Raw genomic sequence first — 26,484 nt, 5'->3', positions numbered from 1 at the left:
TATATTGAGAAGCCCTGACTGTTAAAGTCAGGGCTTTTTCATATTCTCTTTTTCCCTCCGGCATTGTGAAGCTTTGTCGTGAGGTGAATTCCGACATTCGATACCACGAATTGAAACCCCGCGCTAAAATCCCTATAACAGTCAGTGTGAACTTTTTGTTGTTATCAGCCAGGCGGTAAAGTGCGAAAGAAAACCTATGCAATGCGCTATATAGCAGGCCAGCCAGCGGAGCGAATTTTTCCGCCGGGTGCGATGCTGCATCTGGGTCAGGGTCTGCCGCCAGGGGAGCCGCTGCCGGCCGATCCCACCCTGCGGGTGCTGGTATGGAACATCTTCAAGCAGCAGCGCGCTGACTGGATGTCGGTGTTGCAGGGATTCGGTCGTGATGCCCATCTGGTCCTTCTGCAGGAGGCGCAAACCACGCCTGAACTGATCCAGTTTGCTACCAGCAATTATCTCGCAGCCGATCAGGTGCCCGCTTTTGTGCTGCCTCAGCACCCGTCAGGGGTGATGACGCTCGCATCGGCGCATCCGGTCTACTGCTGCCCGTTGCGCGAGCGCGAGCCGCTGCTAAGGCTGGCAAAATCCGCGCTGGTCACTGCATACCCTCTGCCAACCGGCGATATGCTGATGGTAGTGAATATCCATGCGGTTAATTTCAGTCTGGGTGTGGATGTATACAGTAAGCAGCTGGGGCCTATAGGAGAGCAGATCCGGCATCACCGTGGCCCGGTGATAATGGCAGGGGACTTTAATGCATGGAGTCGTCAGCGGATGAACGCGCTCTATCGCTTTGCCCGCGCCATGTCTTTGCGGGAAGTGGCGTTTACAGACGATCACCGGCGTAAAGCGTTTGGCCGGCCGCTCGACTTTGTCTTTTACCGGGATATGAAAGTGAGTGAAGCAGCGGTGCTGGTCACCCGTGCCTCCGATCATAATCCGCTGCTGGTAGAGTTTAACCCCGTCACTGTTGCGCGCTAAACGCACCCGCCTGTAACGACGAGACGCTCTGGCCGGCACTGCTATAGATGATGCTATGCCGATAAAGAAAAAAGGCTGACAAATGTCAGCCTTTTCAGTGCATCAGGTATCTGGCGTTGCGCTATTCTTAACAAACAGAGTGAGCTTATCACCCGGCTGTATATCCTTCGCGTCGCTGTTCCAGCGCATTACGTCCTGCGTGTTAACGCCGTGACGTTTTGCAATACTGGCAAAAGAATCACCCTTACGAACGCGGTAGGTGATGCTGTTGCCGTTATCTGCCAACTGCGATGCTGCTGTCGTACCGCTAACCGTCAGGGTCTGGCCGATACGCACTGCCGCACTGCGCAGATTGTTCTGCTGTTTTAGCGAGCTCATGCTGACACCCAGCTTACTGGCGATACCGGATAGCGTGTCGCCTTTACGTACTTTGTAGCTGTTACCGGCTGCGCTGGCTTTAGCCAGTTCAACAGGCTGCACGGAGGCAATATCTCCGGAGGCCAGAGAGTTGCGCAGCTGTGCCACGTTGGACTTAGGCACCATAATATAGTGCGGTCCGTTTGGCGCAGTCGTGCCGTTTTTGTACCCGGCGTTAAATGTCTTCAGTTTACTGAGCGACATACCCGCCATTTCTGCAGCCTGAGTTAACTGCATCTGCTGTCCCACTTCCACACGCGCCAGCGCGCGGCTTTCATTAGGGGCTGGCAGTTTAATGCCGTAACGCTTGTTGTTCTTGAGCAGTTCGCTTAAAGCCAGCATTTTCGGGACATAGATGGTTGTTTCGCGCGGCAGTGATAAATGCCAGAAGTCAGTCGGCTTGCCCCGTACCTTATTCTGCTTCATCGCTTTCAACACGCGTCCTTCGCCGCTGTTATAGGCTGCTACGGTCAGTAGCCAGTCGCCATCAAACATGCGATTCAAACGCTGCATCATATCCAGTGCTACTTTGGTTGAGGCCACCACATCACGGCGTCCGTCATACCAGCGGTTCTGTTTCAGACCATAATTTTTGCCCGTTTGCGCAACAATCTGCCAGATGCCTGCGGCATTGGCGGAGGAGGTTGCGTGAGGGTCAAAAGCGCTCTCCACTATGGGTAGCAGTACCAGTTCCATCGGCATTTTACGTTTCTGTATCTGCTCGACAATCCAGTACATGTACGGCTCTGCCCGTAATGTTACATCGTGGAGATAGCTCTTATTTTTTAAAAACTTTGTTTTCTGTTCGCGGATCCGGGCATTTTCCGGGATCCCCATCTTCAACTCGTCACTAATGAGATTCCAGAGATCGGTGTCTTCTGCGAGGCTGGTTCCATCATCTTGCCAGCGCGGCGACAACAAGCGATTTCCGTACTTTCCATTTTCACCTTGACCAGCTGAAGACAGGCTCTGTGCATGCTGAGCGGGGATATTGGCGTCATTCCGTGATGCCTGACATCCGACCAGCAAGACTGAGGCGAGTAATAATATCGCTTTAGCCTTCATGTGTGTGTCAGTAGTTCGCTTAAAAGACGAGCAACTATACGTGACGTACCGGCACAACACAACCCAAAAAATTAAAATTGGTCTTTCTTATTACGCAATTCAGCAAAAGTCTGCCATAACGGGGCGGATTCCACATTAATTGCTAAAGCTTTTTGTAAATCAGCATCTTGTGTGCGTAAAAATAAATTTATCTCACGTTCCAGCGCCAGTTTTGTCGGTAAAGTAGTGCGATTTTCTGCCCGTAAATCCTTAATTTCCTGATATCTGGCCAGAATTTTCGGATCATGGGGTAAAATTGCAGCAGCAAACTTCATGTTAGATAAAGTATATTCATGTGCGCAGCAGAGAAGCGTATCGGCGGGAAGTTTATTAAGCTTTTGAAAGGAATGGAACATTTGTTCTGCTGTACCTTCAAAAAGTCGTCCGCAGCCACCTGAGAACATTGTATCGCCGCAGAAAAGATAAGGTGCGCTGTAATATGAGATATGTCCTAAAGTGTGGCCCGGCGTGGCGATGATCTGAAAAGGCAGGCCGAGCAGCGTAACGGTTTCACCTTCATGAACAATATGCTGTGCACCTTTAGCCGCCGTTTCCTGAGGGCCATATACCTCAAGCTGAGGATAACGCTGTAACAGTTCAGCGACGCCACCGGTATGGTCCTGATGATGATGCGTCAGCAGAACAGCCACCGGCGTCCAGCGGTTGGCTTCAATTTTTTCAATCAGCGGCCGGGCTTCACCGGGGTCAACAATCAGGCAGCTGCCGGCGTCATCGGTCAGCGTCCAGATGTAGTTATCCGTTAATGCGGGAATACTGGTAAGATTCATAAACACCTCTCTGGTTGTCTTAAAGGAAGATGGTAGAGCATGAAGCCAGCGAAAACACGCCAGATCCTGACCGCGCCGCGCACCTGGAATGATATGCCCTGGGGAGAGTACTTTCGCGATGCGTTAACCCAGCAGCTACAGCCCTGGCTGGCGAGGCTTTATGGCTTCCATATGCTAAAAATTGGCAGCCTGAGCGCAGAAATCAATACCAGCCAGTGTGCCATATCTCATCAGGTCAATGTTGGCAGTGAGGGCGACGCACTGCAGGTGCTCGCCAGCGTTGCTCAGCTGCCGTTTGAGTCTAAATCAATCGATGCCTGCCTGCTGGCGCACACGCTGGCATGGGAGCAGGATCCGCACCGCGTGTTACGCGAAGTGGACAGGGTGCTGATTGATGATGGCTGGCTGATTATCAGCGGCTTCAATCCTTTCAGCCTGCTGGGGATTAGCAAAGCGATTCCGGGTCTGAGCCGGCGAGCGCCCTGGAACAGCAGAATGTTCAGCCAGGTGCGTCTGCTGGACTGGCTGAGCCTGCTGAATTATGAAGTGGTGTACCGCACGCGTTTTCAGGTGGTGCCGTGGCATCGACAGGGGGGCAGGATGATCAGTGCGCATCTGCCCGCTCTGGGGTGTCTGAACATCGTGGTGGCCCGCAAGCGCACGTTCCCGCTTACGCCAGCTAAAATGAAAACGGCGCGCAGCAGTGCGCAGCTGCGTCCGGTAGTCAATGCTACGCGTCAGTTTCGCGAAACGCAGGATCAGGATGCAACCTGATAGCCAATGTCTTCCAGTGCCGGATTACCGGCAGCGCTGCGCGCCAGTTCATCGCAGCGCTCATTCTCCGGATGGCCGGCATGCCCCTTCACCCACTCCCATTTAATGGTATGGGTGCTGAGCGCCGTATCCAGACGCTGCCACAGGTCAGTATTCTTAACCGCTTTTTTATCAGCGGTTTTCCAGCCACGCTTTTTCCAGTTGTGGATCCAGCTGGTAATGCCCTGGCGGACATACTGGCTGTCTGTGCTGATGACCACGTCGCACGGCTGCGTCAGCGCCTCTAAGGCGACAATGGCCGCCATCAGCTCCATACGGTTGTTGGTGGTCAGGCGATAGCCCGCGCTGAATAACTTTTCATGCTCGCGATAGCGTACAATAGCCCCATAGCCGCCCGGTCCCGGATTACCAAGGCAGGAACCGTCGGTGAAAATTTCTACCTGTTTGCGCATCTCTGGTAGACTTCCCTCTGAAAAAACGCCAAGTCTGACACAAAACGAGCCCTATGATCACTGCAAATAACCGCCAGATTGTCCTCGATACTGAAACCACCGGCATGAACATGATCGGGGTTCATTATGAGGGGCATCGCATCATTGAGATCGGTGCGGTTGAAGTCATCAACCGTCGCCTGACCGGCAACAACTTCCATATGTATCTCAGGCCCGATCGGCTGGTGGATCCGGAAGCGTTTGGTGTTCACGGCATCGCCGATGAGTTTCTGGCCGACAAGCCCACCTTTGCGCAGATAGCCGATGAGTTTCTCGACTATATTCGCGGAGCTGAGCTGGTGATCCATAACGCCTCGTTTGATATCGGCTTTATGGACTATGAGTTTGGCATGCTGCAGCGTGATATCGGCAAAACTGAAAGCTTTTGCAAAATCACCGACAGCCTGGCGATGGCGCGTAAAATGTTTCCGGGCAAGCGTAATAGCCTGGATGCGTTGTGCAACCGTTATGAAATCGACAACAGCAAACGTACGCTGCATGGCGCACTGCTGGATGCCGAAATTCTGGCGGAAGTCTTCCTGACCATGACCGGCGGCCAGACGTCGCTGGCGTTTTCAATGGAGGGTGACCAGCGTAATCAGGCTGAAGGTGAGCATATTCAGCGTATCAGCCGCCCCGGTTCAGGCCTGCGCGTGATTAATGCCAGTGATGAAGAAGTCATGGCGCACGAAAGCCGCCTCGATCTGGTTAATAAAAAAGGTGGCAGCTGTCTGTGGCGCGCCTGATGCACTGATTTTGCTGCTAAAAACAGCGGGGAGCTGAAAAAAGCGGCAAACGTGTCATTTTGATATAAAAAGCGTTGACGGGGGAGGGGGCTGCCATTAATATGCGCCTCGTTCCCGACGGGGAACAAAGCGCGGAGCGGTAGTTCAGTTGGTTAGAATACCTGCCTGTCACGCAGGGGGTCGCGGGTTCGAGCCCCGTCCGTTCCGCCAATCTATTTAAAAAAGCCGATTCAGAAATGAATCGGCTTTTTGCTGTCTGCAATTCAGTCAGAGCTACACACCCTCTTTTTGCAGCGTCGCTTCCGGGCGATAGGAGACCGGTACGATCCGTTCCGCACGCGCCAGCCAGCGATAACAGCCCGCGCCCAGCGCCACACCGATAAACCAGCTGAAGTTAGCTACCGCATGCAGCGCCGGAATAAAACTTATCGTCAGGCAGATCCCGACCGCCGGCAGTAGCGCCGCGATCGCTTTGGGATTAAAGCCGTTGCGGTACCAGTAACGTCCCTGCGGCGTGGCGTTAAACAGGTCATCAACGCTTACGCTGCCGCCTTTGATCAGATAAAAATCCGCAATCAGAATGCCGAACAGCGGGCCAACAAACGAGCCCAGCACATCCAGCGTATAGTGGATCAGTTCAGGTGACTGAAACAGATTCCACGGCGTCAGCAGCACGGAACCCACCGCGGCGATCATGCCACCGGTGCGGAAACTGATCTTCTGCGGGGAGCAGTTAGAGAAATCGAAGGCGGGTGACACAAAATTCGCCACGATATTGATACCAATGGTGGCGGTGATCATGGTCAGCAGGCCGATAGCGACGGCCAGGTCGTTGCCTACCATACTTACCGTCTCAATCGGATCGGTGATCATTCTGCCAAACAGCGACTGGGTGCCGGAGACAATCACTACCGTAACCACGGAGAACAGCAGGAAGTTAAACGGTAATCCCCAGCGGTTGCCGCGGCGAACTTCACTCATGTTTTTGCCGTAACGCGAAAAGTCGCCGAAATTAAGCAGAGGACCGGAAAAGTAGGAGACGACCAGGGCGGTTGCAGTGATCATCTGCCAGGTCTGTTCGCCGGCACTCAGTGATTTGCTGGCCAGCGTAAAAGAGATACCCGCCAGACCAGTTTTGTATACAATCCAGCCCGCCAGCGCGACCATCACGACATAGACTGCCGGACCCGCCACGTCGATAAAGCGCTTAATGGCGTTCATGCCGTGCCAGAACACCATCGCCTGGAGCAGCCACATGATGCCAAAGCAGCACCAGCCGAGCAGCGACAGCCCCAGCCAGCTGCTTTGCGTCATGCTATTAAGCGCCGGGAAGAACTTCAGCAGAACCAGCATCAGGCATTCGCCGCCAGATAGGTCTGAATACCGTACCAGGCAAACGCGATCAGTCCGCGGATCACGGCCGGAATATTGGCGCCGAATACGCCAAATGCCTGGCGGCAGATCACCGCATAGGGCACGCCCGCCATCTGGCTGGGTTTTGCCACCAGATTCGCACAGAGCTGCACGATACCGATCCCGGCCAGCAGACACAGCAATACCTGCCAGCTTGCCAGCCCCAGCGTAAAAAAGCTGGCGGCAACCACATACCCGCCCATGCTATGCACATCGGACATCCAGAAAGAAAAGATGTTGTACCACGTCCAGTTCTGCTGGCGCGTCGGAGCCAGATCCTCATTACACAGGCGTGGACTATAGGCCGCGCGGGCATCAGCCTGCGCTGGCGTCACTTCAGTATGAATTGGCATGAAACCTGCTCCTCTCACCATGATGGGGAAAATATTCACCGTTTAAAGAGCTATTGCAGGATCCAGGCCAGAAGTGATTTGTTGTATACAAAAAATGAAAGGAGTGTATACGATATCTGGCAGTCAGCTATTTTCCGGAGCAGGTAATGAATCATGAATCCGCAGTGAAGCCGCGCGCTGTGCCGTTTGAAAAAGATGAAGCGATCTTTCAGGCATTGCTTAGTGCCATCGTTGAGCACCAGCTTCCGCCGGGCAGCAAGCTGCCTGAAGAGGCGCTGGCAGAGGTGTTTGGCGTCAGCCGTACCGGCATTCGTAAAGTGCTGCAGCGCCTCGCGGCGGTGCAGATGATCACGCTGTCGCCCGGACGTGGTGCACAGGTCAGCACGCCCGATGTGGCGGAATCACGCGATATCTTTGCCACGCGCAGCATGCTGGAGTGCGCCAACCTGCCCGCTGTACTGACGCATCTGCAGTCGCCACACCTCGCGGCGCTGGAGGCGATTATCACGCAGGAGCAGCAGGCGCATCAGCAGAATGACGGCGCGGCTGCCATTCGTCTTTCAGCCGCGTTTCATATCCAGCTGCAGGCGATATCCGGCAATCAGGTGCTGACCGATATCATCACGCGCCTGACCCAGCGCTCATCGCTGGTGATTGCCGCCTGGGGCACGCCCTGGCAGCACGGCTGCCGCTGCGATCATCACGACAGGCTGGTCGATCTGCTGCGCCAGCGGGCGCTGCCTGCGCTGACTGAGGCGCTGACGCACCACTTCGACCACATTCTCTCCAGCCTGCACTTTGAGCGCAGCGGTGAAACGCTGCCCGATTTCAGCCGGTTATTTGCCGGTCATAAAGGAGCCCTATCATGAGCCTGATACAGGTGATCAACCCCAATACCAGCCTGGCAATGACTGAAACTATTGGTGCGGCCGCGCGCGCCGTGGCGGCACCGGGCACGGACATTCTGGCGGTCTGTCCGCAGCAGGGCGTACCCTCCATAGAGGGACACTTTGATGAGGCGATAGCCGCGATCGGCGTACTGGAGCAGATTAAGCGTGGCGAAGCGCAGGGGGTCAGCGGCCATGTGATCGCCTGCTTTGGCGATCCCGGCTTGCTGGCGGCGCGCGAGCTGGCCAGCGGCCCGGTAATCGGTATTGCCGAAGCGGCAATGCATACCGCCACGCTGGTGGCGACGCGCTTTACCATCGTCACCACGCTGCCGCGTACGCTGGTGATCGCCCGCCATCTGCTGCAGCAGTATGGTTTTACGCACCACTGTGCGGCGCTGCACGCCATCGATCTGCCGGTACTGGCGCTGGAGGATGGCAGCGGCGTGGCGCAGGAGAAAGTCCGGGCGCGCTGCATTCAGGCAAAACGTGAAGATAACAGCGGCGCGATTGTGCTGGGCTGCGGCGGCATGGCGTCGCTGGCGCAGGATCTGACCCGCGAACTGGATATGCCGGTGATCGATGGCGTCAGCGCGGCGGTAAAAATGATAGAGGCGCTGGTGGCGCTTGGCCTGGGCACCAGCAAGCATGGCGATCTCGCTTATCCGCTGCAAAAACCCCTCAGCGGCGCCTTTCAGCACCTAAACTAAGGTCTGGCTGAGGTGTGACAACAGGAACTGACTGAATGAATGATGCATCTGAAAAGAAAGAGTACAGCTTCAACAAAAATTATCCGCGCGATCTGATCGGCTATGGTGGCCAGCCGCCGCATGCGCAGTGGCCCGATAACGCCCGGGTGGCGGTACAGTTCGTACTCAATTATGAAGAGGGCGCAGAAAACAACGTGCTGCATGGCGATGCCGGTTCGGAGCAGTTTCTGTCCGATATCATTGGCGCAGCCAGCTACGCCGATCGCCACATGTCGATGGATTCCCTGTATGAGTATGGGTCGCGTGCCGGTTTCTGGCGCATTCATCATGAGTTTCAGAAGCGTGGTCTGCCGCTGACGGTGTTTGGCGTGGCGATGGCGCTGGCGCGGCACCCGGAAATTGTCGCCGCGATTAAAGCGGCGGATTATGACGTGGTCAGCCACGGCTGGCGCTGGATCCACTACCAGGGAATGGATGCGAAAACCGAACGGCAGCATATGCAGCAGGCGGTCGACGTGCTGACCGAACTGTTTGGCAAAGCGCCGACGGGCTGGTATACCGGGCGGGACAGTCCGAACACTCGCCGGCTGGTCGCAGAGCAGGGCGGCTTCAGCTACGACAGCGACTATTACGGTGACGATCTGCCGTTCTGGACCCAGGTCACACGTCAGGATGGCACCGTCAAACCGCATCTGATCATCCCCTATACGCTGGAGTGCAACGACATGCGCTTCGCCACGGCGCAGGGCTTTAACACCGCCGAACACTTCTTCACCTACCTGCGTGATACCTTTGATGTGCTGTATGAAGAAGGAGAGCGCGCCCCGAAAATGATGTCGGTCGGCATGCACTGCCGCCTGCTGGGGCGGCCGGGAAAATTCCGCGCGCTGCAGCTTTTTCTTGATCACATTCAGCAGCATGAAAAGGTGTGGATCTGCACCCGCCAGCAGATTGCCGATCACTGGATGACGGTACATCCTGCGCCCTGATAATGCCCTCACCGCAGGGGTGAGGGCTGACGCGCTTACTCACTCATCAGGCTGACCTGCGCGGCCACAATGCGCCACCCCTGCGGCAGCCGCACCCACGTCTGCTGCTGCCGTCCGATACGCGCCGTTCCCTCGCGGGTGAATTCGGTGCTGCACACCGCATAGTCATCGCCAAACGTGGTGATCACCGTATTGCGCAGCGTGCGATCGAGCCCTTTTGACGGTCGTGCCGCGCGAAAGGCGCGAATCTCCTCAATCCCGTACAGATTCTCTCCGGCACCCAGCCGGACGGTACGCGCGTCGTGCCAGAACAGTTCGTCCAGCACCGCGACATCATTGCTCACCAGCGCCTGCTCGTAGCGATAAAATGCAGCGCTTACGGCGGCAACGGTATCCGGATCGTTTATCCTGTCCGTCGTCATTATCAGATATCCATTAAAGTAGGTTGATCGTAAGTCAGGCCCTGCTGCTGCAGCGCCCAGGCGGCGCGCAGCGCCAGCTGTTCGTTAAACGGCGCGGCAATCAGCTGTACGCCAATCGGTAAGCCGCTGGCGGTGAGCAGCGGTACGCTACATACCGGCAGGCCAGCGAACGAAATCGGCTGCGTCAGCATGCCCATGCTGGCGCGTGTCGGCAAATCCTGACCGTTGATGTGAATGGTTTCCTGGCCGATGGTGGTGGCGGTACAGGGCGTGGCGGGGGCGATCAGCACGTCATAATGGTCGAACAGCGGCAGCACCTGTTGCTGGAAGTGACGCCGGAAACGCTGGGCCTGCACATACCACGCGGCGGGCAGCATCGCGCCGGCCAGCAGGCGTTCGCGTGAATTCGGCTCAAAGCGTTCTGGCTGGGTGCGCAGAGCGGGCAGATAGTGATTGCCGCCTTCCGCCGCGGTCATGATAAACGCGGCCGCGCGCGCCAGTTCGGCCTGGGGCAGCGTCACTTCTTCTGCCGCGCCGAGCGCGCTGGCGGCTACCGCTACCGCCGCGCGCGCCTCATCATTGCACCAGGTGGTAAAAAAACCGCCCAGCGTCGCGCAGCGCAGCCCGTCGCTGCCCGCCTGCAGGCGGTCGCTGACCAACTCCGGCGGCCGCGTCAGCTGAAACGCATCCTCTGCGTCGCGGCCCTGCAGCGCATCATAAACCAGGCTGAGATCCTCAACCGAGCGGGCAAACGGGCCGATATGATCGAGGCTGGCGACAAACGGCTGCGTACCGCTGCGCGACAGGCGGCCAAAGGTGGGCTTAAGGCCGAAGATGCCGCACAGCGACGCCGGTACGCGAATCGAGCCGTTGGTATCGCTGCCGAGCGAAAAGTGCACCAGTCCGGCCGCTACCGCGGCGGCTGAGCCGCCGGATGATCCACCGGCGATGCGCGTGATATCGCGCGGGTTGCAGGTGGCGCCATAGTGACTGTTTTCGGTAGTAAAGCCATAGGCGTAGGCATCCATGTTCAGCATACCGGAGAGTAGCGCGCCCGATTCACGCATCCGGCTGACCGCCCAGGCGTCTGCACACGCCACCGCCCGCGTGCTAAACAGGCTGGCACCCGCCAGCGTGGTATGGCCGGCTACATCAAACAGATTTTTTACCGCATACGGAATACCCGCCAGCGGTGGCAGCGTTTCACCGCGCAGGCGCTGCCGGTCAAGCTCTTCAGCCTCGCGCAGCATGCGCTGCCCGGTGATCGCCGTCCAGGCGTTGAGCGCCGGGTTATGCTGCTCAATCGCCGCCAGCGTATGGCGGGCAATCTCAGCGGCCCCGATTTCACCCTGCTGCAGCGCACGCTGCAGCGCTGCGATCGATAATGATGTCAGGCGCATGGCTGGAATACCCCGGCCACTTCCAGGCGATCGTCCAGCGGCAGCGCCATCAGCGGCGCGGCTATAGCCGCAATCCGGCTGAGCTGCAGCTGCAGCTCAGCACGACGTGCGTCATCCAGATCCAGTGCGAGGATCTGCTCCATCTGAGCGACATAGTTCGCCCACTCTGCGGATTCGGTCATGAGTCTCTCCTGTTAAAAACCGGCTGCGCTGCCGTTGCTGCGCGGATCGAAAGCGCCTTCCAGCATGCCGCTGGTGTGGCGCACTACGGCGCCCGCATGGCCTACCACTTCACTGAAGTCAGAGAGCAGCTCAACCTGATGACCCAGCAGACGCAGCCGACCCACCGTTTCCGGCGCCACGCGCGCTTCCAGTTTGAGTGAGTCAGAGGCCTCGCCCCAGGTGCGCCCCAGCAGCCAGCGTGGCGCACTGACCGCCTGCTGCAGCGGCATACCCTGAATGACGTGACGGGTAAAAATGGCCGCCTGCGTCTGCGGCTGACCATCTCCGCCCATCGATCCATACACCATGATCCGGCCATCTTTCAGGCGGGCGGCAGCAGGGTTAAGCGTGTGAAACGGCTGCTTGCCCGGCAGCAGCGCCAGCAGATGATCGGGCTGCAGGCTGAACGCCGCGCCGCGATTCTGCCAGGTGATGCCGCTGCCTGGCAGCACCACGCCGCTGCCAAATTCGTGGTAGATGCTCTGAATAAAAGAGACCGCCAGCCCGCTGCTGTCGATGGCGCCCATCCAGACGGTATCGCCCGGACCGCGTCCGGTTCCCCACGGCGCGGCGCGATGGTCATCAATATTGGTCGCAAGGCTGGCAAGATGATCGGCACTGAGCAGCGCCTGCACGTCGGTATCGCTATGGCGCGGATCGGTGATATGCCGATCGCGCAGGCTGAACGCCTGCTTGGTCGCCTCCACAATCCGGTGCAGCGTCTGAGCTTCATCAGCCTGCGCCATATCCAGACGATCGGTAATACCCAGAATCGCCAGCGACACCAGCCCCTGCGTCGGCGGCGTCATGTTCCAGATATCGCCTTCGCTGTGTGCGAGGTGGAGCGGGGTGCAGCGCCGGGCGCGATGCTGCTGCAGATCGTTCAGCGTGACCGGCATCCCCAGCGCGTGCATGTCATCTGCCAGCGACCGCGCCAGCCGGCCGCGGTAAAAGCTCTCCAGCCCCTCTTCACTCAGCTGGCTGAGCGTGGCCGCCAGCGCAGGCTGGGTAAAGCGGCTGCCCGGCTGTGGCGGTCCGCCGTCCGGCATAAACGTGGCGGCAAAGCCGGGCTGATGCTGCAGCTCAGGCGCTTTTGCGGCGGTAGCGGCCGCCTGCGAGGCGGTAACCGGTATGCCGTCGGCAGCGTAACGGATAGCATCGCGCAGCAGACGGTGCGGCGGCAGCGGCGCATGGCCCAGCTCCTGTGACAGGGTCAGCGCCTCCTGCCAGCCGCTGACGGTGCCGGCGACGGTCAGCGCCGCTTCCGGCCCGCGATGCGGGATCGTCTGCCGGCCCTGATAAAAACTCATTGTCGCCAGCGAGCCGGCGGCGCCACTGGCATCAATCGCAACGGGTTCCCCTTCAGGCGGCACCACCAGCCAGAAGCCGTCGCCGCCCAGCCCGTTCATATGCGGATAGACCACCGCAATGGTTGCGGCGGCGGCGACCATCGCTTCGAGTGCGCTGCCGCCGTCGCGCAGTACGGCAAGGGCGCTTTCACTCGCCAGATGATGGGGGGTGACGACCATGCCCTGCGGGGCCATGTTGCTCTGAATCATAATTGTTCCCGGCTGATTTCTGCTCATCTCCATCCGTCACAGCTGCCAAACCCGCTGCGGCGGCATTCCCTGACGTACACATAAGCAAGAGCTGTTCCACTTTTTCTGTCGGTGGGTGCTGGATCGATTTATGCTAGAGCAGGGTGAAACGAAAGTTACAGGACAACGCATGAAACAACTCGATGAACGTCTGCGCAGCCAGTACGCGCAGCTGTCGCCTCAGGAGCAGCGCATTGCTGACTTTGTGTTTGACCATTTTGATGACCTGATCAGCTACAACAGTGCTGAACTGGCGCGGCTAAGCGGCGTCTCCAAAGCAACGGTAAGCCGGCTGTTCCGGCGCCTTGGCTATGAAAAATATAAAGATATGCGCGATGAGCTGCGCACCCTGCGGCAGAGCGGAATGCCGCTCACCGACAACCGCGATGCGGTGCAGGGCAATACGCTGCTGGCGCGCCACTATAAGCAGGAGATGGCAAACCTCACGCAGTGGATCAACCGTATCGACAGCCAGCAGTTAAGTGACGTTATCGCCGCGCTGGGCAGCGCAAAACGCGTCTTTATCATCGGTATGCGCAACGCGTATCCGGTCGCGCTGCACCTGCGGCAGCAGCTGCTGCAGGCGCGTGCCCACGTGGTACTGCTGCCGCAGCCGGGCCAGACGCTGGGCGAAGAGCTGGTGGATATTACCCCGGACGATATGGTGGTGGTGATGGCGTTCCGGCGACGTCCGCGCCTGCTGCGTCCGCTGATGCAGCAGCTGCAGCAGCGTGATATCCCGCTGCTGGCGCTCTCGGAGCCGCAGGCGCAGGGGATTCAGGGCGTGGCACGCTGGCAGCTTTGTGCACCGCTTGACAGCGTGTCTGCCTTCGACAGTTACGCTTCAGCCATGAGCCTGGTCAATTTACTGGCAAACGCGCTGCTGCATGAAACCCTGTCGCAGGGGCGGCAGCGTATTCATCAGATAGCCGATCTCTATCAGCATCTGGATGAGCTGGAACACCGATAGCGGGCACTGAAATGGTGCGTTGCACCGTTTTGAATCTCTGAAGCAGGGTACGCCAGTACCCGATTTTTCCTGCTGCTGACCCCTTTTATGCCGGTTTGTTACCGGTTTTTTTCTGTCGCTTTGATTGGCACATTAGTTGCAGTCACTGCCTGTAAGAATCTTTTGTTTCACGTTCAACACACCGGGGTGCATAATGAAAAAGGTTTTACTGGCGGTAGCGGGTGCGGCGCTTTTACTGGCTCAGGCAGGCAGCGCGCAGGCGGATCAGCTACAGGATATTCAAAAGCGCGGCGTGATCCGCATTGCAGTACCGCAGGATTTCCCGCCGTTTGGATCAGTGGGCACCGATCTGCAGCCGCAGGGATATGACATCGACATGGCGCGCTATCTGGCAAAGCAGATGAAACTGAAGTTGCAGCTGGTGCCGGTCTCCAGTGCCAACCGCGTACCTTATCTGCAGACGGACAAAGTCGATCTGGTGATCTCCAGCATGGGTAAAAATGCGGAGCGGGAAAAGGTCATCGCCTTCAGCCGCGCCTATGCGCCCTTTTTCCTCGGTGTGTTCGGGCCGAAAGGTGAGACGCTGAAGGATGCCGCCGCACTGAGCGGCAAAACGATCGGCGTTACGCGTGGCGCGGTTGAGGATATGGTGCTGAGCGCGGCCGCGCCGAAAGATGCGCAGGTCAAGCGTTACGAAGATAACAACACCACGCTTTCGGCTTATCTCTCCGGTCAGGTGCAGTATGTGGCAACCGGTAATCTGGTGGTGGCGGCCATTACCCGGCAGAACGCGGCAAAAGCGCCGGTGGCGCAGTTTATGCTGAAAGATTCTCCCTGCTTTATCGGTCTGAAGAAGAATGAGCCGGCGCTGAAAGCAGAGGTCGATACGCTGATCGAACAGGGTATAAAGGACGGTACGCTGAATAAGCTCTCGGAAGAGTGGCTGAAAGCGCCGCTGCCCGCTTCGCTCGGTGCCTGAGTCATGGCGCAGCTAAATTTCGCTGAACTCTGGCCTTACTGGCCGGAACTGCTGGCCGGGCTATGGGTCACTGTGCAGCTTACGGTGGTGGCTACGCTCGGTGGCGTCAGCCTCGGCATCCTCGGCGCAGCGCTGCGCAGCGGCAGGCCAGGCTGGGCCAGCCGCCTCTGGGGCGTCTATGTGGAGCTGATCCGCAATACGCCGTTTGTCGTACAGCTGTTTTTTATCGTGTTTGGCCTGCCCAACCTGGGGGTAAAACTTACCGCCGGAGAAGCTGCGCTGCTGGCGATGCTGATCAATCTCGGCGCTTACAGCACAGAGATTATCCGCGCCGGCATTCAGGTCACGCCGAAAGGACAGTGGGAAGCGGGGCGCGTGCTGGGTTTAAGCCGCGCGCAGACCTTTCTGCGCGTGGTGCTGCCGCCTTCGCTGCAGCGCATCTATCCGGCCCTGGTCAGTCAGTGCATCATCGTTATGCTCGGCTCATCGGTGGTGTCGCAGGTCTCTTATGAGGAGCTGACCTTTGCGGCCAATCTGATTCAGTCCCGCACATTTTTGAGTTTTGAAGTCTACCTGGTGACCACGCTGCTCTATCTGGCGTTGTCAGTTGCGATGCGTCAGCTGCTGCTGGCGCTGGGGCGTAAATGGTTTGGAGTAGAGCCGGCATGACAACCTTTACCGACTGGGACATTCTGCGCAATCTGCTGCTGGCCGCACGCTGGACGCTGCTGCTGTCGCTGGTGGCCTTCGCCGGCGGCACGCTGGTGACGCTGCCGCTGCTGCTGCTGCGCCTGCTGAAAAAGACGTGGCTGACGCGGCTGATTCAGGGCTATACCGCGCTGTTTCAGGGCACGCCGCTGCTGATGCAGCTGTTTCTCGCGTTTTTTGGCGTCGGGCTGTTTGGCGTGGACGTGGCGCCGTGGACCGCTGCCTCGCTGGCGCTGACCTTTTATACCAGCGCCTTTCTGCTCGATATCTGGTACGGCAGCATACGCGCGCTGCCAAAAGGTCAGTGGGAGGCGTCACGCTGCCTCGGCCTGAACTTCGGCCAGACGCTCTGCCGCGTCGTGGCGCCGCAGGCGATCCGCATCGGCATTGCGCCGACGGTGGGCTTTGCGGTGCAGGTGATCAAAGGCACCGCGCTGGCCTCAATTATCGGTTTTATCGAGCTGACGAAAGCCGGCACCATTTTAAACAACGTCACGTATCAGCCGTTTAAGGTGTTTGGCCTCGTGGCGCTTGGCTACTTCCTGATGTGTTATCCGCTGTCGCGCTACAGCCAGTACCTGGAGAAAAAATTCCATGCCGCTCATCACCATTAATCAGGTTCAGAAATACTACGGCGAGAATCATGTCCTGAAAGGGGTTGATCTGGATATCGATAATGGCGAAGTGATCTCGATTATCGGCCGCAGCGGCTCCGGTAAAAGCACGCTGCTGCGCTGTATGAACGGTCTGGAGGGCTACCAGGAAGGCAGCATTAAGCTGGGCGGCATGACCATTACGCATCGTGAATCTCAGGCGCGTGAAATCAGCCGCTCGGTCGGTATGGTGTTCCAGAATTTCAATCTTTTTCCGCACATGACCGCGCTGGAGAATGTGATGCTGGCACCGCGCCGCGTGCTGAAAAAAAGCGCGGCGGAGTGCCGGCAGCTGGCAACAAAAATGCTGGAAAAAGTGGGGCTGGGTGAGCGACTGGACTACTACCCGGCCAGCCTCTCCGGTGGCCAGCAGCAGCGTGTGGCGATTGCCCGGGCGCTGGCGATGCAGCCAAAAGTGCTGCTCTGCGATGAGATCACCTCCGCGCTCGATCCGGAGCTGGTGGGCGAGGTACTGAAGGTGCTGGAGCAGCTGGCGGCGGAGGGGATGACGCTGATCCTCGTGACGCATGAAATGAATTTTGCCCGCGACGTGGGCGACCGGGTGGTATTTATGCATCAGGGTCGGGTGTGGGAGCAGGGCAGCAGTAAAACGCTGTTTGCGCAGCCGCAGACCGCCGAACTGAAACAGTTTATCTCGACCGTACGCCTCTGAGCGGGGCCATTAAGGAATTCACTATGGACATTCATCAGTTCTCTCAGATCAATCCGCCGCAGCGTCTGCTGATGGGGCCAGGGCCGATTAACGCCGACCCGCGCGTGCTGCGCGCCATGTCGAGCCAGCTGCTCGGGCAGTACGATCCGGCGATGACGCACTACATGAATGAAGTCATGGCGCTCTATCGCGGCATTTTTCGCACCGAAAATCGCTGGACGCTGCTGATTGACGGCACCTCTCGCGCCGGCATCGAGGCGATTCTGCTTTCTGCTATTCGTCCCGGCGATCGGGTACTGGTGCCGGTGTTTGGCCGTTTTGGCCATCTGCTGTGCGAGATTGCGCGGCGCTGCCGGGCGGAAGTGCATACGATTGAAGTGCCCTGGGGCGAAGTGTTCTCGCCGGATCAGATTGAGGATGCGATCAAACGGGTTAAGCCGCGCCTGCTGCTGACGGTGCAGGGCGACACGTCAACCACTATGCTGCAGCCGCTGGCGGAGCTGGGCGCTATCTGTCGCCGGTATGGCGTACTGTTCTATACCGATGCCACCGCCTCTCTGGCGGGTAACGCGCTGGAAACTGATGCCTGGGGGCTGGATGCGGTCTCTGCCGGCATGCAGAAATGCCTGGGCGGTCCCTCCGGCACCTCTCCCGTCACCCTGAGCCCGCAGATGGAGGAGATCATCCGCAAGCGTAAATGCGTGGAGGAGGGGATCCGCACGGCGGCGCATCAGGATGGTGATGATGAGATGATCTACTCCAACTATTTCGATCTCGGCATGATCATGGATTACTGGGGGCCGGAGCGGCTTAATCACCATACGGAAGCGACCAGCGCACTGTTTGGTGCCCGGGAATGCGCGCGCATCATTTTGCAGGAGGGGCTGGATAACAGCATCGCCCGGCACAAGCTGCATGGTGACGCGCTGCTGAAAGGCATCCAGGGCATGGGACTGGAGACCTTTGGCGATCTGCAGCACAAGATGAACAACGTGCTGGGCGTTGTCATTCCGCAGGGCGTGAACGGTGACCAGGTGCGCAAACTGATGCTGGACGATTTTGGCATTGAGATCGGCACCTCATTTGGTCCGCTGCACGGCAAAGTGTGGCGCATCGGCACTATGGGCTACAACGCGCGTAAAGATTGCGTGATGCAGACCCTGAGCGCGCTTGAAGCGGTGCTGCAACACTGCGGTTTTCGTACGCCGCAGGGTGCGGCGCTGCAGGCCGCCTGGGATCGCTACGGGAGCGAAGCATGAGTGCACGCCAGATGAGCGCTGAAGAGGCGCAGTCGGCCGCCGCGCGCATTATGGCGCGCTGTGATGCGCTGGCGGAGATCAGCGAGGAGGAGGATAGCCTGACGCGCGTTTATCTCTCTCCGGAGCACCTGCGCGCTAACGCCTGCGTGGCGGAGTGGATGCAGGCGGCGGGCATGCGGACCTGGCAGGATGCCGTGGGCAATATCTGCGGCCGCTATGAGGCGGCCGAGCCGGGCGCAGCGGCGCTGCTGCTCGGTTCCCATCTTGATACCGTGCGCAACGCCGGACGCTATGACGGCATGCTGGGCGTGCTGAGCGCAATTGAAACCGTGCAGTGGCTGCACGATCGCCGGCAGCGCCTGCCGCTGGCGGTCGAGATAGTGGGTTTTGCGGATGAGGAGGGGACCCGCTTCGGCATTACGCTGCTGGGCAGCCGCGGCCTGACCGGCAGCTGGCCGGAGAGCTGGATCACCCATCCCGACGGCAACGGTATTACGGTCGCCGCCGCGATGCAGGATGCCGGGCTGGATGCTGCACAGGTGAGCCTCGCGGCACGTCATGTGAGCGAGATCGCCGCCTATCTGGAGCTGCATATCGAGCAGGGGCCCTGCCTGGAGGAGGCGGATTTAGCTCTGGGCGTGGTCACCGCCATCAACGGCGCGCGCCGTCTTAACTGCCATTTTAGCGGCGAGGCGGGACACGCCGGCACGGTGCCGATGCTGCTGCGTAAAGATGCGCTGGCCGCCGCCGCCGAGTGGATGCTGTTTATCGAACAGGCGACGCAGGCGCCGCTGGTGGCGACAACCGGCACGCTCAGCTGTCAGCCTGGCGCAGTGAATGTCATTCCGGGAGAGGTGCAGCTGTCGCTGGATATTCGCGGCCCGCAGGATGAGCCGCTGGAGCGGCACCTGTCGCAGCTGTTAACGCAGGCGCAGGCGATTGCGCTGCGGCGCGGGGTGAGCTTCAGCGCCAGCGAATATTACCGCATTGCCGCGACGCCGTGCGATAAACGGCTGCAGCAGGCGCTGGGCGCGGCGGTTGAAACCGTTCAGGGCTGCACGCTGGCACTGCCGAGCGGGGCGGGCCATGATGCAATAGCCATGGCGGAGCGCTGGCCGGTCGGCATGCTGTTTGTGCGTAACCATCGCGGTATCAGCCATCATCCGGCGGAATCGGTAAAAATGGACGACGTGGCGCTGGGCGTGCAGGCGTATCTGCAGGCGGTAACCGCGCTGGCGCAGGCATAAGGGAGCGGGCATGAAGCTGAATGAGTTTAATCAGGCGGATGAGGCTAACGCCCGTCAGGCGATCGCGCACTGCGTCGCCATTCCTGCCTGGCAGCAGGCGCTGGTGGCCGCACGGCCCTATGCCTCCCTGAGCGCGCTCGCAGAGCGGGCGCAGCAGCTGGCGCAGCGCTGGCAACAGGCGGAGCTGGAGCAGGCGCTCAGCGCCCATCCGCGTATTGGTGAAGCAGCCCAGGGTACGGCGCATGAGGCCACGCTGTCGCGTCAGGAGCAGGCTGCGATGCAGCAGGCGGACCGCGACCTGCAGCTTGCGATGCGCGCAGGGAATCAGGCCTATGAAGCACGCTTTGGCCGGGTATTTCTGATCCGGGCCAGCGGACGCAGCGCGGAGCAGATGCTGGCAGAGTTGCAGCGCAGGCTTAACAATAATAAGGCGTGCGAACAGCAGGAGACGCTGGCGCAGCTGCGGGAAATTACCCTGTTACGGCTTAAGGAGAGCATCATATGAGCACCATCACCACGCACATTCTTGATACCGCGCTCGGCACACCGGCCGCAGGCGTTGCCGTCTCGCTGGAGCAGAACAGCCCGGAAGGGTGGTTTCCGGTCAGTGAAGGAGAAACCGATCGCGACGGGCGTATCAGCGATTTAACACCGGAACCCTTAGCGCCGGGGCACTACCGGCTGACGGCAGAGATTGGCGACTATTTTGCCGCTGACGGGCGCGATGCGCTCTATGTCAGCGCGCAGATAGACTTTGTGATCGGACGGGCGGGCAGCCATTATCATCTGCCGTTTCTGATCTCCCCCTGGTCCTGGTCCACCTATCGCGGCAGCTGAACGGCCGCGCTTCATTTTGTGCAGCCTGTCACAAAACCTCTTTTTGAAAGACAAAAGCTATCAAAGCTTTCGGTCCATCCAAATATATTCTGCTCCTGAGTGCCGCTATCTTAACCGCAAAACGTGAAGCCAATGGAGCCGAATAATGAGCACGCCAGAACATAACGATAATGCTGCAGCGTCCGGAAAATGTCCTTTTCATCATGGAGCGTCAGAAGAGAAGAGCGTGCTTGCACGCGGCGCCGGCAGCGGCACCTCGAACCGCGACTGGTGGCCTAATATGCTGCGGGTCGACCTGCTGAATCAGCACTCCAGCCGCTCTAATCCGCTGGATGAAAATTTCAGCTACCGCGAAGCGTTCAGCCAGCTTGACTACGCGGCACTAAAAGCGGATATCCGCGCGCTGCTGACCGATTCACAATCCTGGTGGCCCGCCGACTGGGGCAGTTACATTGGCCTGTTTATTCGTATGGCGTGGCACAGCGCCGGTACCTACCGCACCATTGATGGCCGCGGCGGCTCCGGACGCGGACAGCAGCGCTTTGCGCCGCTCAACGCCTGGCCCGATAACGTCAGCCTTGATAAAGCACGACGCCTGCTCTGGCCGGTAAAACAGAAGTATGGCCAGAAAATTTCCTGGGCCGATCTCTACATTCTGGCGGGTAACGTCTCTTTGGAGAACGCCGGGTTCCGTACCTTTGGTTTTGGTGCCGGTCGTGAGGATGTCTGGGAGCCGGATATGGATGTGGACTGGGGCCATGAAAAAGAGTGGCTGGCCCACCGTCATCCTGAGAGCCTCGCAAATGCCCCGCTGGGCGCCACCGAAATGGGCCTGATCTATGTGAACCCTGAGGGCCCGGAAGCGAGCGGCGATCCGCGTTCTGCAGCACCGGCGATCCGCGCCACCTTTGGCAACATGGGCATGAACGATGAAGAGATCGTCGCGCTTATCGCAGGCGGGCATACGCTGGGTAAAACGCACGGGGCGGCGGCCGCCAGCCACCTTGATGTCGATCCTGAAGCCTCGCCGATTGAAGCGCAGGGCTTTGGCTGGCACAACAGCTACGGCAGCGGCGCCGGCGCAGATGCCATCACCTCCGGTCTGGAAGTGGTCTGGACGCAGACGCCAACCCAGTGGAGCAACTACTTCTTTGAGAACCTGTTCAAATATGAGTGGGTGCAGACGCACAGCCCGGCGGGCGCGATTCAGTTTGAAGCGGTAGATGCAGAAGCGATCATCCCCGATCCGTTTGATCCGGAGAAAAAGCGCAAGCCCACCATGCTGGTGACCGATCTGACGCTGCGTTTCGATCCGGAGTTTGAGAAGATCTCGCGCCGCTTCCTGAACGATCCGCAGGCGTTTAATGAAGCGTTCGCCCGCGCCTGGTTCAAGCTGACTCACCGCGATATGGGACCCAAAGCGCGCTACCTCGGCCCGGAAGTGCCGAAGGAAGATCTGCTGTGGCAGGATCCGTTACCGCAGCCGGTGCATCAGCCTGGCGCTGATGATATTGCGCAGGCTAAAGCGCAGATCGCCGCGTCGGGCCTGAGCGTCAGCCAGCTGGTCTCCGTGGCCTGGGCATCCGCTTCAACGTTCCGTGGCGGCGATAAGCGCGGAGGGGCCAACGGTGCGCGTCTGGCGCTGGCACCGCAGAACGGCTGGGCGGTCAATGCCGGCGTGGTAAGCGATGTGCTGCCGGTCTTGCAGCAGATCCAGCAGGCGTCCGGCAAGCTCTCACTGGCGGATATCCTTGTGCTGGCGGGCAGCGTCGGTATTGAGCAGGCGGCAGCCGCCGCTGGCGTGGCGGTACAGGTGCCGTTTATGCCAGGCCGCGTGGATGCGCGTCAGGATCAGACCGATATTGAGTCGTTTAACGTGCTGCAGCCGCTGGCCGATGGCTTCCGCAACTATCGTCGCGTGCAGAGCGGTTCCTCAACGGAGACCCTGCTGCTGGATAAAGCGCAGCAGCTGACGCTGAGTGCGCCGGAGCTGACGGCGCTGCTGGGCGGCCTGCGCGTACTCGGCACCAACTATGACGGCAGTCAGCACGGCGTGTTTACCGATCGCCCGGGCGTGCTGAGCAACGACTTTTTTGTCAATCTGCTCGACATGCGCACCGCATGGCGCGCCACTGATGAACGCGCGGAGCTGTTTGAAGGACGCGATCGTGAAAGCGGTGCAGTGAAATATCACGCCACGCGCGCCGATCTGGTGTTCGGCTCTAACGCCATCCTGCGCGCGCTGGCGGAAGTGTACGCCAGCAGCGATGCGAAGCAGAAATTTGTCCATGACTTTGTGGCCGCCTGGACGAAAGTGATGAACCTGGACCGTTTCGATCTGGCGTAATTATCCTGCGCTGCATCGCGCCTGATACGCCCGTGTAAAAACAGAACCGGAAGCCACGCGCTTCCGGTTTTTTATGTGACGAAAAACAGCCTGTAGCGCAGATCAGGTATGCCCAACTGGCCAGGCAAGCCGGAAAATGGAATGCTGCTGTGACGTTACCACGCAGGTGGCATTGCCGCCGTGTGCCTGCATAATAGCCCGGACGACAGAGAGCCCCAGACCACATCCTTTTGGATTCGCCTCTCTGGCACTTATCCCGCGCTGAAATGGCTGAAACAGCAGTGGCTGAAATTCAGGTGGAATACCAGGGCCTTCATCCTGAACAAGAATGTAATTCTCTCTCTCTGTCATACCATTTTTTATCACCAGGGTGCGTGATGTGGAGTAGTGCAGCGCATTATCAAACAGCACGGTCAGGCACTGTGTCATGCGCAAAGCATCACAGACGCAGAGCTGTGGAGTGAGTTCAGTGATAACCGTAAAGCCTTTGTTTTCAAATTCCGGCGTAAATACGTCAATGGCATGTGTAATCAGCTGCTGCAAATCGGTTTCATGCGGATCCAGCAGGTAGCCAGCTCCGCCTGCAGAGCTGACCACGCGTAAATCTTCAATCAGTCTGTTTAAGCCTTCGGTTTGTCTGAGCAGCTTTTCAAACAGAAGCGGGTCGGGGCCAAAAACGCCCTCCACCAGCCCCTGTAAACGGCCGCGTAATATAGTAACCGGTGTCCTGAGTTCGTGTGCGATGGCCGCATTCCACAGATTTCTCTGCTCATCGAGCGTCTGCAGCTTCTCCGCCATTTCATTAAAATCTTTTACCAGGCTGTTGATCTCGCCCAGCATTGAGGTTGTGCAGAGCGCCCGGGCGCCTAAATCACCGGCAGATATCTTTTTCAGGCTGGAAGCAATCGTGTTCAGCGGAGTCAGTATGCGCGCAGAGAGCTTCACCGTAAAAAACAGAGAGATAACCAGACTGGAGAGCGTCATAACCAGAACCCATATCCAGTCCCACAGGTTCATAGACTCTTCTGCACCTGCTGTATTTTCGCCAGGAATATAGTCAGTGATAAAGGTATAAAACAGCCATGAGCCTGCAACTGATATAGTAACAATAATGAAAGTCAGCGACAGCATATAGGTGAGTATCTGGCGACTGAGCACAGGCTCCCGGCTCATTGACTTTCTCCCAAACGATAACCCATCCCTCTGATACTTTCCGGCACACCCATCAGACCGGCATGCTCAAGTTTTTTACGCAGTTTACTCATATGGCTATCTACCGTTCTGTCGAGTGTGTCTCCCTCAGGCAGACAGGCGTTGAGTAGCTCTTCACGGGAACAGACTTTACGTGGACTTTTTGCCAGATAGGTCAAAAGTTTAAACTCGGTTGTGGTGAGTACCGGCGTTATGACGCTCTCTCCGGTTTTAATTTCCAGATAAAAGTCGTCAGGATAAATAGTGATATGAGCTGTTCGTATTGGCCTGGCTGCCTCAGCTGGCACATTACGCGCGGCTCGTCTGAGGACAGCCTCAACCCGGGCAATGACTTCGGAAGGGTTGAAAGGTTTGATGACATAATCATCAGCCCCCAGTCTTAACCCCATCAGTTTATCGATATCCTGATCGAGAGCGGTGACCATAATAACCGGCACGTTGCTCTCTTTACGCAGCGTGGTCATGACGTTCCAGCCATCAAGCAGGGGAAGGTTGATATCCAGCAAAATCAGGTCGGGCTTTTTCAACCGGCTCAGACTGATGGCCTGCTCGCCATTGGCTGCCCGCAGGCTGCTCATGCCTGCTCGCTGCAAATAGCTCATTAATATATCTGCTATTTCATCATCATCTTCAGCAACAAGAATTAAAAAGCCGCTATTCATTTATTCTCCGAAAGAGCCAGGTAATGCTGGCTGGCCGGCGGGCAGAAGCAGGCAGAAGCAGGCAGCATAATCTTTTGCTCAAAAAGGTAACTGATATCTCATCAGGACAGGCTGGTTTAAAAAAAGTTTCATAAGGCTGACCCTATTTCTTTGCCGCTGCCTTATCTGCACGCGCCGGGGGATCTTAATGCTATCTCCACAAACCACAGATAAACACTCCATAGTGTAATGAGATAATGAAAAAAACAGGCATGCCTCTCTGGTTTTTCATTAATTGAGCGTAAAAGAGAACAGGATACCCGATGACAGGCGCTAACAGAGATACAGAAGAGATGAATGGCCTTCAGGATGTTTTTATCAAAAGATTGCGTGTGCTGGCACCTTTTATCTCAGTTTCATGGGGACTACTTTATCTCTGGCTTATACTGGCGCACGCCGCTGACGACCGGGTATCGCATACGCTTATGGCGTCACCATTGATCTATCTCTCTATTGTAGCAGCCGCTTTACTGCTGGTGATGCAGAAGAGGCCCGGTGCATTAAAAGAGATACTCATTATTGCATTCTGGCTGCTGATGATAATGCTGTGGCTGGTGTCATTTTTCTCCAGCATGCTGAATCTGCATCCGGGATTAAATGAATTACTATTTTATTATGAATGTTTTTTGATTTTATTTTTCTGCGGCTCTCCGCTCTATCTGATGATGAGAATAATTAATGCTATTTACTAGCCGTTATTTTAAGGTTTTTTGCTCCATAATCTATCCATAAACCTCACATACAGCCTAAACAATGGCGCTTTAAACTGCCTCCCTGTCTGGTTGTCACTGCGCAACAGGTTTGTTGCGGGCAGAAGCGTGCTGTAGTCAGTTGCTGAGTATGAGATAAATATAATGCCGCTATTTTTTATTCACCGCCCGGTTTTCGCCTGGGTTATTGCTCTGTTTATCGTTCTCAGTGGCGTTTTATCGATTCCGCATCTGCCGGTTGCTCAATATCCTGCTGTTGCGCCTCCCAGCCTGATCATTTCAGTGAGCTATCCGGGCGCAAACGCAGAGGTCATGAACACCTCGGTGGTGTCGCTAATAGAGCGCGAGATATCAGGCGTTGATCATCTGCTCTACTTTGAGTCATCCAGTGACACGACGGGCATGGCTTCCATTACGGTTACCTTTAAACCGGGTACTGATATCAAACTGGCGCAGATGGATCTGCAAAACCAGCTTAAAACGATTGAGCCACGGCTCCCGCAATCTGTCCGCCAGAATGGGATTAATGTTGAAGCGGCAAATGCCGGCTTTCTGATGATGGTGGGTCTGCAATCCCGAAACGGTGCGTTTCAGGAAGCGGATTTAAGTGATTACTTTGCCCGCAATATTGCGGACGAACTGCGGCGGGTACCGGGGGTCGGCAAAATTCAGCTGTTTGGCAGTGAAAAAGCGCTGCGCATCTGGCTGGATCCGGTACGGCTGCACGATTATAAACTTTCTGTCACGGAAGTGCTTACGGCAATCAGTCAGCAAAACGTCATTGTTTCGCCGGGTAGAACCGGCGACGAGCCAGCCATCGACGGGCAGGCGGTAACCTGGCCTATCACGGTAAGGGGCCAGCTTACGTCTGCGGAGGCGTTTGGTAATATTAC

Annotated in this window: 27 protein-coding genes, 1 tRNA gene and 1 pseudogene; 19 read left to right on the top strand and 10 right to left on the bottom strand. The window is 57.7% G+C overall.

The annotated features are described in order from the left end of the window. Positions 1-180: 180 nt before the first annotated feature. Entirely contained in the window at positions 181-981 is an 801-nt protein-coding gene (locus HA43_RS15560; RefSeq protein WP_071668473.1) for an endonuclease/exonuclease/phosphatase family protein, read from the top strand. 102 nt (positions 982-1,083) lie between these two features. Here HA43_RS15560 and mltD read toward each other — a convergent pair whose 3' ends face one another. Both mltD and gloB read right to left on the bottom strand, forming a co-directional pair. Then, positions 1,084-2,463 (bottom strand): murein transglycosylase D, encoded by a 1,380-nt coding sequence (gene mltD / locus HA43_RS15555; protein WP_094112076.1) that lies wholly within the window; start codon positions 2,461-2,463, stop codon positions 1,084-1,086. A gap of 71 nt (positions 2,464-2,534) precedes the next feature. Continuing rightward, entirely contained in the window at positions 2,535-3,290 is a 756-nt protein-coding gene (gloB, locus tag HA43_RS15550; protein WP_094112075.1) for a hydroxyacylglutathione hydrolase, read from the bottom strand. Between the two features lie 39 nt (positions 3,291-3,329). Here gloB and HA43_RS15545 point away from each other — a divergent pair, with 39 nt between their 5' ends. Then, positions 3,330-4,064, top strand: coding sequence for a class I SAM-dependent methyltransferase (locus HA43_RS15545; RefSeq protein ID WP_094112074.1), 735 nt, complete (start codon positions 3,330-3,332; stop codon positions 4,062-4,064). Here the strand turns inward: HA43_RS15545 and rnhA are convergent. Then, positions 4,049-4,516 (bottom strand): ribonuclease HI, encoded by a 468-nt coding sequence (rnhA, locus tag HA43_RS15540; protein WP_094112073.1) that lies wholly within the window; start codon positions 4,514-4,516, stop codon positions 4,049-4,051. The genes HA43_RS15545 and rnhA overlap by 16 nt on opposite strands. A 53-nt stretch (positions 4,517-4,569) precedes the next feature. Here rnhA and dnaQ point away from each other — a divergent pair, with 53 nt between their 5' ends. Both dnaQ and HA43_RS15530 read left to right on the top strand, forming a co-directional pair. Next, positions 4,570-5,301 (top strand): DNA polymerase III subunit epsilon, encoded by a 732-nt coding sequence (gene dnaQ / locus HA43_RS15535; RefSeq protein WP_039382808.1) that lies wholly within the window; start codon positions 4,570-4,572, stop codon positions 5,299-5,301. Positions 5,302-5,434: 133 nt separating this feature from the next. After that, positions 5,435-5,511, top strand: a tRNA-Asp gene (locus HA43_RS15530). A 63-nt stretch (positions 5,512-5,574) separates the two neighbouring features. Here the strand turns inward: HA43_RS15530 and HA43_RS15525 are convergent. Then, a pseudogene (locus HA43_RS15525) lies at positions 5,575-7,067 on the bottom strand (NCS1 family nucleobase:cation symporter-1). Between the two features lie 146 nt (positions 7,068-7,213). Here HA43_RS15525 and HA43_RS15520 point away from each other — a divergent pair. The 3 genes from HA43_RS15520 to puuE are packed head-to-tail and all read left to right on the top strand — an operon-like array spanning position 7,214 to position 9,653. Beyond that, positions 7,214-7,936, top strand: coding sequence for a GntR family transcriptional regulator (locus HA43_RS15520; protein WP_094112072.1), 723 nt, complete (start codon positions 7,214-7,216; stop codon positions 7,934-7,936). Continuing rightward, entirely contained in the window at positions 7,933-8,664 is a 732-nt protein-coding gene (hpxA, locus tag HA43_RS15515; RefSeq protein WP_039382816.1) for an allantoin racemase, read from the top strand. Before HA43_RS15520 ends, hpxA begins: the two co-directional genes overlap by 4 nt. Positions 8,665-8,699: 35 nt before the next feature. Beyond that, positions 8,700-9,653, top strand: a complete 954-nt coding sequence (puuE, locus tag HA43_RS15510) for an allantoinase PuuE (RefSeq protein ID WP_071668478.1) — start codon at positions 8,700-8,702, stop codon at positions 9,651-9,653. Between the two features lie 35 nt (positions 9,654-9,688). On the opposite strand, the gene hpxZ is transcribed toward puuE, so the two are convergent. From hpxZ to HA43_RS15490, 4 genes are read right to left on the bottom strand one after another with little or no spacing between them, the layout of a single operon-like run. After that, positions 9,689-10,075 (bottom strand): oxalurate catabolism protein HpxZ, encoded by a 387-nt coding sequence (gene hpxZ / locus HA43_RS15505; protein ID WP_039382822.1) that lies wholly within the window; start codon positions 10,073-10,075, stop codon positions 9,689-9,691. Between the two features lie 2 nt (positions 10,076-10,077). After that, positions 10,078-11,475 (bottom strand): AtzE family amidohydrolase, encoded by a 1,398-nt coding sequence (locus tag HA43_RS15500; protein WP_094112071.1) that lies wholly within the window; start codon positions 11,473-11,475, stop codon positions 10,078-10,080. Next, entirely contained in the window at positions 11,466-11,657 is a 192-nt protein-coding gene (gene hpxX, locus HA43_RS15495; RefSeq protein WP_039382827.1) for an oxalurate catabolism protein HpxX, read from the bottom strand. Before hpxX ends, HA43_RS15500 begins: the two co-directional genes overlap by 10 nt. 12 nt (positions 11,658-11,669) lie before the next feature. Beyond that, the gene (locus HA43_RS15490; RefSeq protein ID WP_094112070.1) at positions 11,670-13,256 is read right to left on the bottom strand and encodes a gamma-glutamyltransferase family protein; all 1,587 of its coding nucleotides are present in this window, start codon (positions 13,254-13,256) and stop codon (positions 11,670-11,672) included. Positions 13,257-13,425: 169 nt separating this feature from the next. On the opposite strand from HA43_RS15490, the gene hpxU reads away from it, so the two are divergent. The 10 genes from hpxU (at position 13,426) to katG (ending at position 22,968) form a co-directional block, all read left to right on the top strand. After that, complete coding sequence (hpxU, locus tag HA43_RS15485) at positions 13,426-14,265, top strand: MurR/RpiR family transcriptional regulator HpxU (protein WP_039382830.1); 840 nt, start codon at positions 13,426-13,428, stop codon at positions 14,263-14,265. Between the two features lie 193 nt (positions 14,266-14,458). Then, the gene (locus HA43_RS15480; protein WP_039382831.1) at positions 14,459-15,244 is read left to right on the top strand and encodes a transporter substrate-binding domain-containing protein; all 786 of its coding nucleotides are present in this window, start codon (positions 14,459-14,461) and stop codon (positions 15,242-15,244) included. 3 nt (positions 15,245-15,247) lie between these two features. Then, the gene (locus HA43_RS15475) at positions 15,248-15,913 is read left to right on the top strand and encodes an amino acid ABC transporter permease (protein WP_039382832.1); all 666 of its coding nucleotides are present in this window, start codon (positions 15,248-15,250) and stop codon (positions 15,911-15,913) included. Continuing rightward, positions 15,910-16,566, top strand: coding sequence for an amino acid ABC transporter permease (locus tag HA43_RS15470; protein ID WP_039382833.1), 657 nt, complete (start codon positions 15,910-15,912; stop codon positions 16,564-16,566). Before HA43_RS15475 ends, HA43_RS15470 begins: the two co-directional genes overlap by 4 nt. Continuing rightward, on the top strand, positions 16,547-17,278 hold the full coding sequence (locus HA43_RS15465) for an amino acid ABC transporter ATP-binding protein (RefSeq protein WP_039382834.1): 732 nt from the start codon (positions 16,547-16,549) through the stop codon (positions 17,276-17,278). Before HA43_RS15470 ends, HA43_RS15465 begins: the two co-directional genes overlap by 20 nt. 23 nt (positions 17,279-17,301) lie before the next feature. After that, positions 17,302-18,537: a pyridoxal-phosphate-dependent aminotransferase family protein gene (locus HA43_RS15460; RefSeq protein ID WP_094112069.1), complete on the top strand. Its 1,236-nt coding sequence runs from the start codon at positions 17,302-17,304 to the stop codon at positions 18,535-18,537. Next, positions 18,534-19,784 (top strand): allantoate amidohydrolase, encoded by a 1,251-nt coding sequence (hpxK, locus tag HA43_RS15455; protein ID WP_039382838.1) that lies wholly within the window; start codon positions 18,534-18,536, stop codon positions 19,782-19,784. Before HA43_RS15460 ends, hpxK begins: the two co-directional genes overlap by 4 nt. A 10-nt stretch (positions 19,785-19,794) precedes the next feature. Then, positions 19,795-20,289 carry a 2-oxo-4-hydroxy-4-carboxy-5-ureidoimidazoline decarboxylase gene (gene uraD / locus HA43_RS15450; protein ID WP_094112068.1) on the top strand — a complete coding sequence of 165 codons (495 nt, stop codon included), beginning with the start codon at positions 19,795-19,797 and terminating at the stop codon, positions 20,287-20,289. Continuing rightward, on the top strand, positions 20,286-20,621 hold the full coding sequence (gene uraH, locus HA43_RS15445; protein WP_071668481.1) for a hydroxyisourate hydrolase: 336 nt from the start codon (positions 20,286-20,288) through the stop codon (positions 20,619-20,621). The genes uraD and uraH overlap by 4 nt, the downstream gene beginning before the upstream one ends. A gap of 145 nt (positions 20,622-20,766) precedes the next feature. Beyond that, positions 20,767-22,968, top strand: coding sequence for a catalase/peroxidase HPI (katG, locus tag HA43_RS15440; protein WP_071668482.1), 2,202 nt, complete (start codon positions 20,767-20,769; stop codon positions 22,966-22,968). A gap of 102 nt (positions 22,969-23,070) precedes the next feature. Here the strand turns inward: katG and HA43_RS15435 are convergent, their stop codons facing one another. Together HA43_RS15435 and HA43_RS15430 are read right to left on the bottom strand one after the other, a co-directional pair. Further along, a complete protein-coding gene (locus HA43_RS15435) occupies positions 23,071-24,141 on the bottom strand; it encodes an ATP-binding protein (RefSeq protein WP_071668483.1) in 1,071 nt (356 codons plus the stop codon). Then, a complete protein-coding gene (locus HA43_RS15430; protein WP_094112067.1) occupies positions 24,138-24,842 on the bottom strand; it encodes a response regulator in 705 nt (234 codons plus the stop codon). Before HA43_RS15430 ends, HA43_RS15435 begins: the two co-directional genes overlap by 4 nt. A gap of 302 nt (positions 24,843-25,144) precedes the next feature. Here HA43_RS15430 and HA43_RS15425 point away from each other — a divergent pair, with 302 nt between their 5' ends. Further along, a complete protein-coding gene (locus HA43_RS15425) occupies positions 25,145-25,573 on the top strand; it encodes a hypothetical protein (protein ID WP_094112066.1) in 429 nt (142 codons plus the stop codon). Positions 25,574-25,735: 162 nt separating this feature from the next. Beyond that, a partial coding sequence (locus HA43_RS15420) for an efflux RND transporter permease subunit (protein WP_211279584.1) occupies positions 25,736-26,484 on the top strand: 749 nt, incomplete at its 3' end.

The organism is Pantoea eucrina (assembly GCF_002095385.1).
Classification (GTDB): Bacteria; Pseudomonadota; Gammaproteobacteria; order Enterobacterales; family Enterobacteriaceae; genus Pantoea; species Pantoea eucrina.
This window is presented reverse-complemented; position numbering and strand designations above follow the sequence as displayed.

Bases quoted from the DNA above. Each gene is read 5' to 3' on its own strand.
- mltD (WP_094112076.1), bottom strand. From the start codon at position 2,463: ATGAAGGCTAAAGCGATATTATTACTCGCCTCAGTCTTGCTGGTCGGA.
- gloB (WP_094112075.1), bottom strand. From the start codon at position 3,290: ATGAATCTTACCAGTATTCCCGCATTAACGGATAACTACATCTGGACG.
- HA43_RS15545 (WP_094112074.1), top strand. From the start codon at position 3,330: ATGAAGCCAGCGAAAACACGCCAGATCCTGACCGCGCCGCGCACCTGG.
- rnhA (WP_094112073.1), bottom strand. From the start codon at position 4,516: ATGCGCAAACAGGTAGAAATTTTCACCGACGGTTCCTGCCTTGGTAAT.
- dnaQ (WP_039382808.1), top strand. From the start codon at position 4,570: ATGATCACTGCAAATAACCGCCAGATTGTCCTCGATACTGAAACCACC.
- HA43_RS15520 (WP_094112072.1), top strand. From the start codon at position 7,214: ATGAATCATGAATCCGCAGTGAAGCCGCGCGCTGTGCCGTTTGAAAAA.
- hpxA (WP_039382816.1), top strand. From the start codon at position 7,933: ATGAGCCTGATACAGGTGATCAACCCCAATACCAGCCTGGCAATGACT.
- puuE (WP_071668478.1), top strand. From the start codon at position 8,700: ATGAATGATGCATCTGAAAAGAAAGAGTACAGCTTCAACAAAAATTAT.
- hpxZ (WP_039382822.1), bottom strand. From the start codon at position 10,075: ATGACGACGGACAGGATAAACGATCCGGATACCGTTGCCGCCGTAAGC.
- HA43_RS15500 (WP_094112071.1), bottom strand. From the start codon at position 11,475: ATGCGCCTGACATCATTATCGATCGCAGCGCTGCAGCGTGCGCTGCAG.
- hpxX (WP_039382827.1), bottom strand. From the start codon at position 11,657: ATGACCGAATCCGCAGAGTGGGCGAACTATGTCGCTCAGATGGAGCAG.
- HA43_RS15490 (WP_094112070.1), bottom strand. From the start codon at position 13,256: ATGATTCAGAGCAACATGGCCCCGCAGGGCATGGTCGTCACCCCCCAT.
- hpxU (WP_039382830.1), top strand. From the start codon at position 13,426: ATGAAACAACTCGATGAACGTCTGCGCAGCCAGTACGCGCAGCTGTCG.
- HA43_RS15480 (WP_039382831.1), top strand. From the start codon at position 14,459: ATGAAAAAGGTTTTACTGGCGGTAGCGGGTGCGGCGCTTTTACTGGCT.
- HA43_RS15475 (WP_039382832.1), top strand. From the start codon at position 15,248: ATGGCGCAGCTAAATTTCGCTGAACTCTGGCCTTACTGGCCGGAACTG.
- HA43_RS15470 (WP_039382833.1), top strand. From the start codon at position 15,910: ATGACAACCTTTACCGACTGGGACATTCTGCGCAATCTGCTGCTGGCC.
- HA43_RS15465 (WP_039382834.1), top strand. From the start codon at position 16,547: ATGCCGCTCATCACCATTAATCAGGTTCAGAAATACTACGGCGAGAAT.
- HA43_RS15460 (WP_094112069.1), top strand. From the start codon at position 17,302: ATGGACATTCATCAGTTCTCTCAGATCAATCCGCCGCAGCGTCTGCTG.
- hpxK (WP_039382838.1), top strand. From the start codon at position 18,534: ATGAGTGCACGCCAGATGAGCGCTGAAGAGGCGCAGTCGGCCGCCGCG.
- uraD (WP_094112068.1), top strand. From the start codon at position 19,795: ATGAAGCTGAATGAGTTTAATCAGGCGGATGAGGCTAACGCCCGTCAG.
- uraH (WP_071668481.1), top strand. From the start codon at position 20,286: ATGAGCACCATCACCACGCACATTCTTGATACCGCGCTCGGCACACCG.
- katG (WP_071668482.1), top strand. From the start codon at position 20,767: ATGAGCACGCCAGAACATAACGATAATGCTGCAGCGTCCGGAAAATGT.
- HA43_RS15435 (WP_071668483.1), bottom strand. From the start codon at position 24,141: ATGAGCCGGGAGCCTGTGCTCAGTCGCCAGATACTCACCTATATGCTG.
- HA43_RS15430 (WP_094112067.1), bottom strand. From the start codon at position 24,842: ATGAATAGCGGCTTTTTAATTCTTGTTGCTGAAGATGATGATGAAATA.
- HA43_RS15425 (WP_094112066.1), top strand. From the start codon at position 25,145: ATGACAGGCGCTAACAGAGATACAGAAGAGATGAATGGCCTTCAGGAT.